Source organism: Streptomyces sp. GESEQ-4, from assembly GCF_017948455.1.
In the GTDB taxonomy this organism is placed as follows: domain Bacteria; phylum Actinomycetota; class Actinomycetes; order Streptomycetales; family Streptomycetaceae; genus Streptomyces.
Genome location: NZ_JAFFSU010000002.1, coordinates 326,744 through 340,468 on the forward strand (window position 1 = coordinate 326,744; position 13,725 = coordinate 340,468).

Annotated in this window: 13 protein-coding genes; 11 read left to right on the plus strand and 2 right to left on the minus strand. The window is 69.8% G+C overall.

The genetic code is table 11. The features are described 5' to 3' along the window. The 6 genes from idi to KCH48_RS06750 are packed head-to-tail and all read left to right on the plus strand — an operon-like array spanning position 1 to position 5,498. The gene (gene idi / locus KCH48_RS06725) at positions 1–591 is read left to right on the plus strand and encodes an isopentenyl-diphosphate Delta-isomerase (RefSeq protein WP_246884914.1); all 591 of its coding nucleotides are present in this window, start codon (positions 1–3) and stop codon (positions 589–591) included. Between the two features lie 42 nt (positions 592–633). After that, a complete protein-coding gene (locus KCH48_RS06730) occupies positions 634–1,755 on the plus strand; it encodes a tryptophan dimethylallyltransferase family protein (protein ID WP_210571205.1) in 1,122 nt (373 codons plus the stop codon). Next, a complete protein-coding gene (locus KCH48_RS06735; protein WP_210571206.1) occupies positions 1,752–2,642 on the plus strand; it encodes an acetaldehyde dehydrogenase (acetylating) in 891 nt (296 codons plus the stop codon). The genes KCH48_RS06730 and KCH48_RS06735 overlap by 4 nt, the downstream gene beginning before the upstream one ends. Beyond that, positions 2,639–3,685, plus strand: a complete 1,047-nt coding sequence (gene dmpG, locus KCH48_RS06740; RefSeq protein WP_210571207.1) for a 4-hydroxy-2-oxovalerate aldolase — start codon at positions 2,639–2,641, stop codon at positions 3,683–3,685. Before KCH48_RS06735 ends, dmpG begins: the two co-directional genes overlap by 4 nt. A 20-nt stretch (positions 3,686–3,705) precedes the next feature. Then, complete coding sequence (locus KCH48_RS06745) at positions 3,706–4,689, plus strand: class I SAM-dependent methyltransferase (protein ID WP_210571208.1); 984 nt, start codon at positions 3,706–3,708, stop codon at positions 4,687–4,689. Then, entirely contained in the window at positions 4,686–5,498 is an 813-nt protein-coding gene (locus KCH48_RS06750) for a 2-keto-4-pentenoate hydratase (protein WP_210571209.1), read from the plus strand. Before KCH48_RS06745 ends, KCH48_RS06750 begins: the two co-directional genes overlap by 4 nt. A gap of 204 nt (positions 5,499–5,702) precedes the next feature. On the opposite strand, the gene KCH48_RS06755 is transcribed toward KCH48_RS06750, so the two are convergent. Then, positions 5,703–6,803, minus strand: coding sequence for a TetR family transcriptional regulator (locus KCH48_RS06755; RefSeq protein WP_210571210.1), 1,101 nt, complete (start codon positions 6,801–6,803; stop codon positions 5,703–5,705). Between the two features lie 89 nt (positions 6,804–6,892). On the opposite strand from KCH48_RS06755, the gene KCH48_RS06760 reads away from it, so the two are divergent. From KCH48_RS06760 to KCH48_RS06780, 5 genes are all read left to right on the plus strand, one after another. Beyond that, a complete protein-coding gene (locus KCH48_RS06760) occupies positions 6,893–7,849 on the plus strand; it encodes an ATP-binding cassette domain-containing protein (protein ID WP_307840826.1) in 957 nt (318 codons plus the stop codon). Continuing rightward, the gene (locus KCH48_RS06765) at positions 7,846–8,643 is read left to right on the plus strand and encodes an ABC transporter permease (protein WP_210571212.1); all 798 of its coding nucleotides are present in this window, start codon (positions 7,846–7,848) and stop codon (positions 8,641–8,643) included. Before KCH48_RS06760 ends, KCH48_RS06765 begins: the two co-directional genes overlap by 4 nt. Positions 8,644–8,736: 93 nt before the next feature. Next, complete coding sequence (locus tag KCH48_RS06770) at positions 8,737–9,363, plus strand: transcriptional regulator (RefSeq protein ID WP_210571213.1); 627 nt, start codon at positions 8,737–8,739, stop codon at positions 9,361–9,363. Further along, complete coding sequence (locus tag KCH48_RS06775; protein ID WP_210571214.1) at positions 9,360–10,886, plus strand: pyruvate, phosphate dikinase; 1,527 nt, start codon at positions 9,360–9,362, stop codon at positions 10,884–10,886. Before KCH48_RS06770 ends, KCH48_RS06775 begins: the two co-directional genes overlap by 4 nt. A gap of 69 nt (positions 10,887–10,955) precedes the next feature. Continuing rightward, the gene (locus KCH48_RS06780; protein ID WP_210571215.1) at positions 10,956–11,543 is read left to right on the plus strand and encodes a histidine phosphatase family protein; all 588 of its coding nucleotides are present in this window, start codon (positions 10,956–10,958) and stop codon (positions 11,541–11,543) included. A gap of 16 nt (positions 11,544–11,559) precedes the next feature. Here KCH48_RS06780 and KCH48_RS06785 read toward each other — a convergent pair whose 3' ends face one another. After that, positions 11,560–13,593, minus strand: coding sequence for an AAA family ATPase (locus tag KCH48_RS06785; RefSeq protein WP_210571216.1), 2,034 nt, complete (start codon positions 13,591–13,593; stop codon positions 11,560–11,562). Between the last annotated feature and the right edge of the window lie 132 nt (positions 13,594–13,725).

Below are 13,725 nucleotides of genomic sequence, written 5' to 3' on the forward strand. Positions count from 1 at the left end.
TTGCCCGCACACAACGTCGCGAGCGGGCGAGCCGCCCCCGGGCCGGGGCGTGACCTGCTCGAGCTGGTGGACACCTCAGGACAGACCGTCGGGGTGCTCGACAAGCTGGCGGCCCACACGAGTCCCGGCCATCTGCACCGGGCGTTCTCCGTGTTCCTCTTCGACGACGAGGAGCGCCTGCTGCTACAGCGGCGGGCCCTGGGCAAGTACCACTCGCCGGGAGTGTGGTCCAACACCTGTTGCGGCCACCCCTTCCCAGGGGAACCACCGGCCGGCGCTGCCGCACGGCGTGTCAAGGAGGAACTCGGCATAGCGCCGGTCGGTCTCGCGGCCGCCGGCACCGTGCGGTACGCGCTGCCGGACCCGAAGTCGGGCCTGATCGAACGCGAGTACAACCATGTGTTCGTGGGCCGGTTCCGGGACGAGCCGCGGCCCGATCCCGCGGAGGTCTCGGAATTGACGCTGGTCACGCCTGAGCGACTGCGGGACATGCGGGATCGGCTCGAGTTCTCCGTGTGGTTCCCGGCCGTGATCGAACGTGCCGTCGGGGCGGGCCGTACCGCAGACCTTCATCTGGACGCGTGGCGTTGAGCCGTCCCGTGCCTCGACGTGGATTCTGACAAGGAGAACCGGGTGACCGAGGAGCCGGCAACAGTCCGAGATGCCTGCGCCACGCTATTGGAGAAAACGGCACAGACCCTGCAACTGGGCGCCAGTGGTACGGAATTCGTCGCGACGTTCCGGGCCATGACCGACCACTGGGGCGCCGCCCGTCCCCACGATCTTCCCCTGTCGGACGTGTCGCCCGACGGGTCGCCGGTGGAGTACGCCGTCGACCTCGACGGGGACGCGCCCGCCCTCCAGTTCGCCATGGAGCCACTGACCGCGGGCGTGCCGGCCCGCGACCCCGGCGCGGCGCGGGCGCTCATGACGCTGCTCGCCGAGCGCTACGGCACCGGCACGGCCCGGTGGTCGGCCGTGGCGGACCGTCTCCTGTCCGACGACGCGTACGGGCCGCACGTGTCCATGTACGGCGCCGAGGTGCGCTCCGGCGCCCCGATCCGGTTCAAGGTCTGGTTCTACCTGGACGTGAACGGCCCTGACGGGGTGTTCGACCTGCTGTACACCGCTCTGGACCGGATGAAAGCGAGGCATCTGTGGCCGGTGGTCCAGGCGCACGTCCACCGGGCCGGGTACGACGTGCCGTTCCTGCTCTCGCTGGATCTGGCCGACGATCCCGCGGCCCGGGTGAAGGTCTACTTCCGGCACTTCGCCGCGGATGCCGAGGAAGTGGCGGCCGTACTCAAGGCCTACCCGGGTTTCGAACCCGGCGAGGTGCGCGCGTTCTGCAGGACCATGACGGACGGCCGCCGCCACTTCAGCGTCCAGCCGCCCGTGACCTGCGTGTCGCTGTTCGACGCGCAGACTCTCGAGCGCCCGGCGGCCACGCTCTACATCCCGCTGTGGACATACGCGGAGCACGACGGCGAGGTGCGGCAGCGGGTCCACCGTGCTCTCGCCGCACATCCGCAGGCGCTGCGCCGCTACGACAGCGTGCTCGCCGGCATCGCGCACCGCGGGCTCGACGAGGGAACCGGGATCCACAACTACGTCTCCTGGCAGCCGGGCCGCTCCCGCCCCCGCGTGAAGGTCTACCTCTCGCCGGAGATGCACGACGTGAACCCACCGCCGCTCGGCGTGAGCCAACAGGGTCACCTCGGTGGCCGGCCCACTGCGACAGGAAGGACCACATGAGTACGCAGGTGCATCCGGCTCCGCTGCGAACCGCCATCGTGGGGACCGGGAACATCGGAACCGATCTGCTGCTGAAGGTCGAGACCTCACCGCTGCTGACGTGCGTGCTGTTCGCCGGTCGGCGGGCCGAGTCGCCCGGCATCGAGCTGGCCCGCGGCCGTGGGGTGGCCACGAGCACCGGCGGCATCGACGCGGTCGTCGACGCGAAGGACGAAATCGATTTGGTGTTCGATGCGACATCCGCCGGCGATGCCACCCGCCACTGGGGCATCGTCGAGCTGCTGGGGCTGCCGTTCATCGACCTCACGCCGGCCAACCGGGGCACGTTCTGTGTGCCGGCCCTCAACCTCGAGGACTGCCTCGAGGAGCAGTACCTCTCCATGGTGACCTGCGGCGGACAGGCCGCGGTCCCGATGGCCCGTTGCATCACGCAGATCGCGGGCCATGTCGACTACCTGGAGATCGTGTCGGCGAGCGCCTCGGCCAGCGTGGGCCCGGCCTCGCGGGCAAACCTGGATGAATACGTGCACACCACAGAACAGGCGACCACCGAGTTCTGCAGCGCCACGCGGACCAAGACCGTGTTGATCATCAATCCGGCGGACCCCGGCATCGTCATGCGCAACTCCATCGCGGTGTCCACCACCGAGCGCATCGACCTCGACGCCCTGCGGGAGGCGGTCACCACGATGGAGAAGCAGATCCGTTCGTACGTTCCCGGTTACCGGGTCGTGGTGCCGCCGGTCGCCACCGGAGACCGCTACATGCTCACGGTGGAGGTCGAGGGGCGGGGCGACTACTTCCCGCGCTATGCCGGAAACCTGGACATCATCACCTGCGCCGCCGTCGCGGCGGCGGAGGCTCGCACCGGGCGGGGGCGGTCATGAGCGGGCAACTCCAGATCTGCGACACGACGCTGCGGGACGGCAACCACGCCGTCGCCCACCAGTTGGGCCGTGCGGACATCGGCGCGTACGCGCGGGCGGCCGAGTCGGCCGGCGTGGACGTCGTCGAGGTCGGGCACGGCAACGGCCTCGGTGCCTCCTCCATCCAGGTCGGCATCGCGGCCATCAGCGACGCGGAGATGCTGCGCGCCGCCAAGGCCGAGCTGCGCAACTCCCGGCTCGGTGTGCTCTCCATCCCCGGCTTCGCCAGCGTCGAACGCGACCTCAAGCCCGCCCTCGACTGCGGCGTGGACGAGGTCCGGGTGGGCGCTCACTGCACTGAGGCAGACGTCACCCGCCAGCAGATCACGATGCTGCGGGCCATGGGCGTACCCGTGAAGGGAATGCTTCTGATGAGCCACATGGCGTCGGCGAAGAAACTGGTCGAACAGGCGCGGCTCATGCAGGACTACGGCGCCGAGGCCGTCGTACTGATGGACTCGGCCGGCGCCTACACCCCGCAGAAGGTGCGGGAGAAGGTCGGCGAGCTGGTCGACAAGCTCGATATCGCGATCGGTTTCCACGCCCACAACAACCTCGGCCTCTCGGTGATCAACAGCATGACCGCGATGCAGTCGGGGGCTTCCATCGTGGATGTCACGGCGCGCGGGTTCGGCGCTGGGGCGGGCAACGCACCGATCGAACTGGTCGCCGCCAACCTGCACGTCGAGCAGTTGGAGACACGGATCCGGCTGTTCGGCGCCCTGGACGCGGCGCAGACGGCCGAGGAACGGTTCGTGAAGCACGTGCCGACCAACGACAGCGTCACCATCGCCAGCGGCATCGCCGGGGTGTTCTCCGGATTCGCGGCGCCGGTGCGGCGAGCGAGCCGGCGCTTCGACGTCGATCCCCGCGAGATCCTGCTCGAACTGGGCAAGCGGCGGGTGGTGGCCGGCCAGGAGGACACCATCATCGAGGTCGCCATGCAGCTGGCCGCCGAGCGGGCACCCGCGGACCTGCCGCACACCTCTGCTGAACACATCTGACGGGCAAGAGGGAAGGAACCATGCAACGGCACACCCCGCAATCCGTGGCCGACGCGGCCGCGGTCGCCGCACTGCTGCAGATCGGTGCTGAGATCGGGGCCGACGAGGTCCTGGACTCCGGCGAGATCTTCAGCGCCTCGGACATGGCCAGGACGGCCGGTGTCCCCCTCGCCGGCGTCACCGCCTACCTGGCGGCGCTGCTCGCTGCCGGCCTGATCGTCGAGACCGAGGTCCCGGACGAGTTCCAGACGGCCGCCGACTACACCGACCTGCGTCACCAGGCCGGGTACGTGTCCTGGGCGATGCACGCGAACGGCCCCTTCATCGCGGGTGCCCGTGCGTTCCTGACCGACCCGGCCCAGGCCGCCCGCACCCACCGGCGCGACGGACGGCGGGTCGCGGTCAGCTCACGGTGGATCGGCGAACGCGCGTTCTATCCACAGCTCATCGAACAGGTCGTGGCGTCCGGCGCGCTCCGGGTGACCGACCTCGGCGCCGGCGCAGGGGGACTGCTCATCACGCTGCTGCAGGAGAATGCGGCACGCACCGGCACGGCCGTCGACAGCAGCGGCGCCGCCTGTACCGCGGCGCGTGAGGCCGCCCGCGCCGGCGAGGTGCACGATCGCCTGACGGTCGTCGAGCGGCCGATCGAGTCGCTGGCCGACGACCCGGGACCGGTCGCGGGCGCGGAAGCCATCCTGGCCTGCTACGTCATGCACGACATCGTGGCGGACGACCGCACGGCCCAGAACGTTCTCGGCGCCTTGCGTGACGCGCTCGCCCCCGGCGGATTCCTCGCCGTGGCCGACGCCGTCTCCTACGCGCAGCAGCCTCAGGAACGTAAGTTCAGCGCACTCTTCACCTATCTGCACGCCACTTTCATGAGCGTTCTCCTTCCCACCGAGCAGGAGTGGCTGGACAAGTTCCACAAGGCGGGCTTCTCGCGCACCAGGACCGTTCCGATCGGCCTGCCCGGGGGCCGGCTCTTCGTGGCGAGCGCATGACCACCGCTGCGCGGGCACTCCACCGCGAAGTCGCCACCGAACTCTTTCAGGCCGCCGAGACCCGTCGGCCGGTGCCGCCCGTGTCGATCCGGCACCCGCAACTCGGCCTGGCGGACGCATACGCGATCCAAAGTGAGATGCGCGCGCTCGAAGTGGCGAGCGGTGCCGCGCTGGTCGGCCTCAAGATCGGAGCCACCAGCGAGGCGATCCAGAAGATGTTCGACATCGACCATCCCGACTTCGGATACCTGACCGATCGCATGCTCCTCCCCGACGGCGTCCTCCTCGACCTGCGCAGGTTCATCTCACCGAAGGTCGAGGGCGAGATCGCCTTCCGAATGGCGGAGGATCTGCGGGGCCACGACGTCACGGCTCAGGACGTTCTCGACGCCACGACAGAGGTCTGCCCGGTCCTGGAGGTGCTCGACAGCCGGATCGAGGCATGGAAGATCGGCCTGGTGGACACCGTCGCCGACAACGCGTCCTCCGCCGCGGCCGTGGTCGGCTCCGGCGTCCCACCGGACACCGCCGACCTGGCGGCGGCGCGGATGGTGCTGCGCTGCGGCGACACCGAGTGCACCGGGAACGGCTCGGCGGTCATGGGACATCCGGCGGAGTCGGTGGCATGCCTGGTCCGGATCCTGGCGGGGTTCGGCACCGGCATCAGCGCCGGTGACCTCGTGCTGGCCGGCTCCTGGTCCGGTGCGGTGGACCTGCTGCCGAACCAGGCGGTACACGCCTCGTTCGGCGTCCTGGGTTCGGTGTCCCTCAGCACACATGACCGCGAGGAGAACGCGGGCGAGCGATGAGCGCCTCGCACGTGCTTCCTGAGGCGGCCGGCCCCGAACACGGAGACCGGGGCGGCGCGGAGCAGAGCCGGTCCGCGCCGCGCCCGCCCGCCCGAGCGACTCGCCTTGCACCGGCCCCGGTCAGCAGCCCTCTCGGGTGGTCGGCTTGCCCTTCGGGCCAGGAGCGTCACGTCGCGGAGTACGGCCCCGGACGCGGGCCCGCTCTCACACCGCCTCGCTCCGGCCGGAATCCGGGGAACGATGGCGGGCCGCGGCGTGGCCTGCGCCGCGGCCGGTCGCGTGGGCCACGACAAGGCCGCCGCGCACCCGGGCCGCGAGCTCGGTGAGATCGTCGACCGACGTGTGGCCGAGGGCTGCGGGGACCGTGCCGCTGTCGTCGAACACGACGCGTGCCTGCGGTAGTCGGTCGGCCGCAAACACGCGGAGCAGGCAGCCGACGAGATCGACGATCCGGAGTCGGGCCAGTCGACCGATCTCGGCGGGGTCGCTCGTCACGACGACGATGGTCACCACGTCGTCCGGCCGCGCCGAGCGCACCGCGTCCTCAGCCGCGGACAGGCGCCCCGCACCGAGCACGACGACGACACCGTCGTCGCCGAAGTCGACCGGACGGCCGGTGATCTCGTCACGCAGACCTCGGGGCGGCACCCACCGGTCCTCGGTCGAGCGCGCCGGAGCGACGTAGGGCAGGTGCGGTGGCTCCGTGTCGTCGCCGAGGGCGATGCCGGCCAGATGCTCGGCGGCTCGGGTCAGGTCGAAGGGGTCACCGACGCCGGGGGCGTTCTCCGCGAGGCCGGCCGCACCGTGGAGGAGGGTCAGGGCCAGCCCGGCCCGCCGCACGGTGCCGGCGCGCACGGCGGAACGCGGCTCAAGGGCCAGCGCGAGCAGCAGGGCTTCGAACCGGACCAGTTCGGCCAGCGCGGTCCGGGTCGGCTCGGTGGTGAGCACTCCGGACAGTGAGCGCAGTTGAAGATGGCCGCTGCCCGGTGTGTCGCCGAGGAAGGGCAGCCGCTCGAGCCAGACCCGGGCGAACGAACCGAGCGCGTTTCCGACCGAGTCGGGGGATTCCGTCGGCGGTTCGGCGGAGGCTCGGGCCCGTTCGGCGGCGTCGACGAGCACCGCGAGGTAGAGCGCGCGCTTGCCGGTGAAGTTGGAGTAGACCGCGCCTCGGGTCAGTTCGGCCCGCTCGGCGATCCGGTCGATCTTGGCCTCGGCAAAGCCGTACTCGGCGAACTCCTGCCGGGCCGCGACCAGTACAGCCGCACGGGTCCGCTCCTGCTGCTGCGCGCGGGTCAACCTCGCCATCGTGTCCCCTTCCGCTCCTCCTGTGTCATGATACAGCCAGCATCCAGATGCTGAGGACATCCGAAAGTCGCGAACATCGGAGTTTGGTCGTGGGAGACAACGGGTTCGAGGTCGACGGACTGATCAAGAAATTCGGCCGGACGACGGCGGTCGACGGAGTGAGCCTGTCTGCTCGGCGCGGACAGGTGCTGGGACTGCTGGGACCCAACGGGGCCGGTAAGACGACCGTCGTCCGTGTGCTGGCGACCCTGCTGCGCCCCGACGCGGGGCAGGTGCGCGTGGCCGGCATCGACGTACGGCGAGATCCGGCTCAGGTCCGTCGGCGCATCGCGCTGTCGGGGCAGTACACAAGCGTCGACGACGAGTTGTCCGGGCGGTCCAACCTGATCATGATCGGCCGACTCCTCGACCTCCGACGGCATGACGCCCGCCGGCGGGCCGGCGAACTGCTGTCCCGCTTCGGTCTCGACGATGCGGCCGACCGGCCCGTCGCCACCTACTCGGGCGGGATGCGCCGCCGCCTCGACCTCGCCGCCGGCCTGGTGGGCCGGCCCGAGGTCGTCTTCCTCGACGAGCCCTCGGTCGGGTTGGACCCCGGCAAGCGCGACGAGCTGTGGCAGATGATCCGCGGGCTCAGCCAGGACGGCGTCACGGTCCTGCTCACGACGCAGTACCTCGAAGAGGCCGACGCCCTCGCCGACGGCATCACCGTCATCGACCACGGACGAGTGATCGCGTCGGGCACACCCACCGACCTCAAGCGTGAGATCGGCGGACACACGATTGTTCTCCGCCCGGCCGATGCCGACGACCTCGATCCCGCTGCCGCCGTCATCGCCCGAGTCGCAGGACGGGAGCCCGACCGGTCACGCCGCCAGGAACTCGTCGTGCCGGTTGCCGGGGACGCCGAGTTCTTCGAGATAACCGCTCAACTCCGGGACCGCGGCATCGACGTCAGCGAGATCGCCTTCCGCCTTCCCAGCCTCGACGAGGTCTTCCTGTCCCTGACCGGAGCGCCCACTGCCGACGCCCAGGAGGCGGCATGACCACGACCCTCACCGGGACCGCGAGGCCCCGACGCTTCGCCACCGTCCGGCACAGCGCGGTCCTCGCCCAGCGCAGCCTGCTCAAGACCACCCGGAACCCGGGTCCGATCATGAACGGTGTGGTCACTCCCGCACTGTTCATGATCCTGTTCCTCTACCTGTTCGGACGCCCGGTCGCCGGCTCCACCGGCGAATACCTGCAGTACCTGTTCCCCGGAATCCTCGTCATGGGCGCCGGCCTGGCCGGAATGATCTCCACCGGGTCGGCCATCAACCTCGACCTGAAGAACGGCGTCACCGACCGGTTCCGCAGCCTTCCGATCAGCCGTACGGCGCCGCTGCTCGGGTCCGTGGCGGCCGACGTCCTCCGTTACCTGATCGCCGTGTCGATCCTGTTCGTCATCGGCATTCCGCTCGGGTTCCGCATCCAGGGAGGCATTTACGCCGCACTGGGGGCGACCGGGCTCGCGATCCTGTTCGGGTTCTGCCTCAGCTGGGTCACGGTGTTCATCGGCGTCATCGTCAAGAGCGCCGAGGCCGTGCTGGCGTTCAGCTTCATCGCCTTCCTGCCGCTCCAGCTGGGCAGCAGCCTGGCTTCCCCGACCGACACCCTGCCCGGCTGGCTCAAAGCGTGGGCGGACATCAACCCCGTCACCCATGTCATGGACGCCTGCCGCGCACTGCTGAACGGGACGCCGGATGCGGGAAGCATCGGCCGCACCCTGCTGTGGTCCGCCATCCTGTTCGTCGTCTTCTGCCCCCTGGCAGTCCGCGCCTACGGCCGCCAGGAATGACGATGCGGCTCCCTCACGTGGCGATCAGCCGACCACCCCTCCCCGGTCCGGCTGATTTCCAGAAATGCCCACCGCACCCCAGGAGGACACCACATGACCTGGCCTGAAGCACGCGCGACGGACACCGGCCTGCTGGTGCTGCACGCCTTGCGCTGCGCCGGCACCGTCAGCCTCGCCCGGCTCAACGCGATTACGGGTCTCGACGAATCCGCCGCCGAGTCCGAGCTCATCGATCTCGGGGCCGACGGCCTTGTCACGCGTATGGCCGGCGATCTGTCCGGTTGGAGCCTCACGGACGCAGGCCGTGCCGCGGCTTCCGAGCGGATCACCGACGAGCTCGACTCGGCTCAAGCCCGCGGGGCCGTGACGGCGGCGTACGAGAGGTTTCTCGTCCTCAACCCGGAGCTGCTCGACCTCTGCACGGCATGGCAACTCCGAGCCGTCGACGGCATCATGAGCGCCAACGACCACAGCGACCCCGCCTACGATGCCCGGGTCCTTGCCCGATTCGCCGATCTCGACCGACGCGCTGCCGTGGTCTGTGCCGAGTTGTCCGCGGCATTGCCCCGATTCGGGCGTTACCGAGTCCGCCTCACCGGAGCGCTCGATCGCGCTCTCTCCGGCGAGTTGGAGTACGTGGCCGACAGCACCGCGTCGTACCACACCGTCTGGGCGGAGCTGCACGAAGACCTGCTCGCCACCCTCGGGATGCAGCGATGAGGTGGATTCGCACGATCTCCGCCCAGACCGAGGAGACGGCGGAGACCCTGGGCGGCAAGGCACGTGGCCTGGTCGTGCTGCACCGCCTTGGCTTGCCGGTGCCCGCCGGGTTCGTCATCACCACCGAGGCATGTCGCGCCTTCCTCCGGACAGGGCGCCTTCCCGAAGGACTCGACGACGAACTCGCGACTGCCATGGCCGACCTCGAACTTGCCACCGGGCGCTCCTTCGGGAGACCGCAGAAGCCGCTGGCCGTGTCTGTTCGCTCCGGGGCCGGCGTGTCCATGCCCGGCATGATGAGCACGATCCTCAACCTCGGTCTGACGACCGAGGCCACCGAGGGCCTTGCCGCCGAGACGGACGACCGGCAGTTCGCCCGGAACTCGCGGCAGCGGTTCCTGTCGAGCTTTGCCTCCGCGATCCCGGAGTGGGACGTGGACAGCGACCAGCCGGTTCACGAGGACGCGAGCCGCCAGGTGGAACTGGCCGTCAAAGCCGTCTTCTCGTCCTGGGACGCGCCACGCGCGCGTACCTATCGCGAGTTGAACGACATCCCGCACAACCTCGGCACCGCCGTGATCGTCCAGCAGATGGTGTTCGGCAACCGCGACGACCGCAGCGGCTCCGGAGTCGCGTTCAGCCGCGATCCCAACACCGGTGAGAACATCCCCTTCGGCGAAGTCCTGTTCGGACACCAAGGGGAAGACGTCGTCTCCGGCCGAGCGATGACCCGGCCGCTGCGTGAACTGGCCGAGCGGGAACCGGCAGTGTGGACGAAGCTGCTCGACGCACTGAGGCGGATCGAAGGGCACTACCGCGACGCCTGCTACGTCGAGTTCACGGTCCAGTCCGGCGAGCTGTGGATCCTGCAGGTCCGCCCCGGCCGGTTCATCGGGGGTGCCGCGGTCCGCGTGGCCACCGAACTCGTCGACGAGCGGATCCTCGAACGTCACGAAGCGCTGCTCAGGGTCTCCGCACAGAACCTCCGGCACGTCCGTACGCCGCGCATCGCGTCGACCGAGGAGACCGACGTCCTCGCCCGGGGCATCGGCGCCTGTCCCGGTGTCGCCGCCGGCAGAATCGCGACCACGGCGGACGGCGCCGTACGCATGGGCCGGGCCGGTCCGGTCATCCTGGTACGCCCGGAGACCTCCCCGAACGACATGCACGGCCTTGCCGCCGCCGCCGGAATCGTCACCGCTCGCGGCGGACCGGCCAGCCACGCCGCGGTCGTCGCGCGGGCCATGGGAAAGCCCGCCGTCGTGGGCGTCGCCGGCCTCACCGTCCATCACGACGACGGCTCCGTGACGGTCGGCGACCGCACCATCGGCGACGGCACCCTCGTCACCATCGACGGGACCAGCGGCGAGGTCGCTCTCGGCACTCCCCGCGTCGTCGCCGACGCGGCCGACGAGCACGTCCACCGACTGCTCGCATGGGCCGACGACGTCTCGGGCGACCACTCCGCACGCGAGGAGACCCAGCGCCTCGAAGCGGCCCATGCGGCGCTGCGGCACTGCTGATTCCCCTGATCCACCTGATTGATCCACCACCTGATTCGACGACGAGCGCATCCTGACAGGAGATCCACCATGGCAACTCGGCATGTGTACTTGGTACGACACGGAGCGGCCGACCCCTTCGGCACGCTGACCGACGTCGGGCAGCGGCAGTCGGAACTGGTCGGGAAACGCCTGGCCGGACTTCCGATCGAAACCGTCTGGCACTCGCCCCTGCCCAGGGCAGTGCACTGCGCGCAGATCGTAGGCACCTGTCTGCCGGACGCCGCCGTACGGGAAGCGCCGGAGCTGGTCGATCACATCCCACATGTACCGGACGACGTCCCGCCGGCGTGGGCGGCGTTCTTCGACGGCTACGGCGACGAGGAAGCCGCGGCCGCGCGACGCCAGGCCGACGCCCTGACCGACAGGTTCGCGCGCCCCGCCGAAACCGAGACGCACGAAATCCTGGTCACCCACGCCTACCAGGTGGCCTGGCTGGTCCGGCACGCCCTCGACGCGCCACCGGTGCGCTGGCTCGGTCTGAACTGCGGAAACGCGGCACTGACGGTGATCGAGTACCGCGACGGCACCGCGCCGACGATGCTGCTGTACAACGACATGGGCCACCTGCCGGTCGATCTGCGGTGGACGGGGTTCGGGGCAGGCACACGGCCCTGAGCGGAGCCGACGCCCGTCAAGCGGGCTGGACGGTGATCGTGCAGAGCCTCTTGGTGGCCCGAGTCAGGGCTACGTACAGGTCTTTCTCCCCGCCGGGCCGGGCCGTGATGATGTCCTCGGGACTCACGACGACGACCTCGTCGAACTCCAGCCCGCGAGCTTCGGACGCCGGCACGATGCGCGCATGCTCTGCGATGCCCGAGGCTGTCAGCTGGTCCAGCCTGGTGTCCGCGCAGATCACACCGATGAGCTCGCCGGGGTTCGCCTCGGTCTGAGTCCGCAGCTCCTGGACGAGGGTGGCGACAAGTTCATCGGGCCGCGTCGGCACGGTGCGAGGGGGCTCACCACGGCGTAGGGACCGTGTCGGAGTCTGGTCCGGGGCGATCCGTACGAGAAGGTCTCGGGTGGTCTCCAGGATCTCCTGTGTGGTGCGGTAACTGATGGTCAGGGTATGGAGGTTGAACCGCGAGCCGACGTGAGGGCTCAGCGCCTCCGTCCAGCCGGGTGCTGTCGCGACCGGTCCCGCCTGGGCGAAGTCGCCCACCAGCGTCATCGCCTTGCCCGGGCATCGTCGTACGATCATCCGCCACTGCATGGCGGTCAGCTCCTGTGCTTCGTCGACGACCACGTGCCCGTACGTCCGTTGCGGTGGTCCGTCGATCAGACTCGCTGCTTCGTCCAGCAGAGGCACATCGGCATCGGTCCAGGAGTCGTCCGCATGGCGCAGCAGACGTGACCGCTCGTCGTCGGTCAACTGGGGCAGGTGCTCGGCGAGGGTGTCAGGGTTCGTCAGCAGAGCTCGCACGAGATCGCCGGGCACCAGCCGCGGCCACAGCTCTTCCACCGCGCGATCGACGTGAGCGTCGTCCAGGAGCGCGGCCCGGACGGCGTCCGCGTCGAACTCGTCGGCCGGCCCCGTGGCAGCCGCGGCATCGTATCCGAGCCGGCGCAGGTCGCCCGCCGCCACCAGGTCGAGGTCTGCGCCGGTCAGCAGGGCGACCTCCGCATCGATCTGCTCCAGGATGTCGCCCGTGCTCCGTTCCAGCGCGTCGGTGACGGCGTCGATCAGGAGACTTTTGAACACCCGTCTTGCGGGGTTGTGTCCCATCCCGGTTGCCACGGCTGTGTCCCGCGCTGCGGCGACCACCTCGGGATCAAGGCGCACCGCTTCGTGTCCGATCCGCACGGTGAAGCCGCCGTCCGGAGCCTGGTGACCGCGCACCGATTCGGCCAAGGCGTCGGCCAGTATCGAGCTGCCCTTGAGCCGCGCCACATCGAGCGTCTCCGTCGTGTCCGGGAAGACTCCCGCCAGTTCCTGGCAGGTTGCCAGGATGATGTCGTTCTCGCCGAGTGACGGCAGCACCTGGGAGATGTAGTCGAGGAACCGCGCGTTCGGACCGACGATCAGCACGCCCTGCTGCGCCGCGCGCGGGAACGCGTACAGGACATAGGCCGCCCGGTGCAGGGCAACCACCGTCTTGCCGGTTCCGGGGCCGCCTTGAACCACTGACACCCCGCGGTGCGCGGAGCGCACGATCTCGTCCTGCTCGGCCTGCAGCGTCGCGACCGCCGCCTGCATCCGACCTGTGCGCCGCGCCGACAGGGCCTCCATCAGAGGGCCGTCGCCCACGACATCCTCAGCGGTCGCAGCGGAGCCGTCCAGCAACTCGTCGCTCACCGCGACCACCTTGCGCTCCTCCAGGCGCAGGTGCCGCCGACGCCGCAGCCGCATCGGGTGGGCCGGTGTCGCTTCGTAGAAGGGCCGCGCCGCGTTCGCTCGCCAGTCCACCAGCAGGGGCAGGTCGTCTCCGTCCGTTTGCAGGCCAAGCCGCCCAATATGCAAGGCGGTACCGTCCGTCGAGTCGATCCGGCCGAAGACCAGGCCGTTCTCGGCTCCCTCCAGTCGGCCGATCTCCTTCGCCAGCCGCTCAGCGGCGACCTCTCGCTCGTGCGCCTCGCTCGCACTCTCGGCCGGGGTCTTGAGCACATCCGCCAAACGTGTCCGTGCCTCGGCGAGCCGCTCGGAGAGCACCTCGTACACAGTGGACACGTGTGCTTGTTCCTCTTCGACCTGGCTCGCGGCGGGGTCGTTGACTTGCGACAACAGGTGGCTCCTCTTGGCAACGTGCACAGCGAAGACTTATTCCTCAAATTTGACTACCGGAGGTCGGAGCGGCCGAGG

Coding starts and splice junctions, on each gene's coding strand:
- KCH48_RS06735 (WP_210571206.1), top strand. CDS start 1,752: ATGAGTACGCAGGTGCATCCGGCTCCGCTGCGAACCGCCATCGTGGGG.
- dmpG (WP_210571207.1), top strand. CDS start 2,639: ATGAGCGGGCAACTCCAGATCTGCGACACGACGCTGCGGGACGGCAAC.
- KCH48_RS06745 (WP_210571208.1), top strand. CDS start 3,706: ATGCAACGGCACACCCCGCAATCCGTGGCCGACGCGGCCGCGGTCGCC.
- KCH48_RS06750 (WP_210571209.1), top strand. CDS start 4,686: ATGACCACCGCTGCGCGGGCACTCCACCGCGAAGTCGCCACCGAACTC.
- KCH48_RS06755 (WP_210571210.1), bottom strand. CDS start 6,803: ATGGCGAGGTTGACCCGCGCGCAGCAGCAGGAGCGGACCCGTGCGGCT.
- KCH48_RS06765 (WP_210571212.1), top strand. CDS start 7,846: ATGACCACGACCCTCACCGGGACCGCGAGGCCCCGACGCTTCGCCACC.
- KCH48_RS06770 (WP_210571213.1), top strand. CDS start 8,737: ATGACCTGGCCTGAAGCACGCGCGACGGACACCGGCCTGCTGGTGCTG.
- KCH48_RS06775 (WP_210571214.1), top strand. CDS start 9,360: ATGAGGTGGATTCGCACGATCTCCGCCCAGACCGAGGAGACGGCGGAG.
- KCH48_RS06780 (WP_210571215.1), top strand. CDS start 10,956: ATGGCAACTCGGCATGTGTACTTGGTACGACACGGAGCGGCCGACCCC.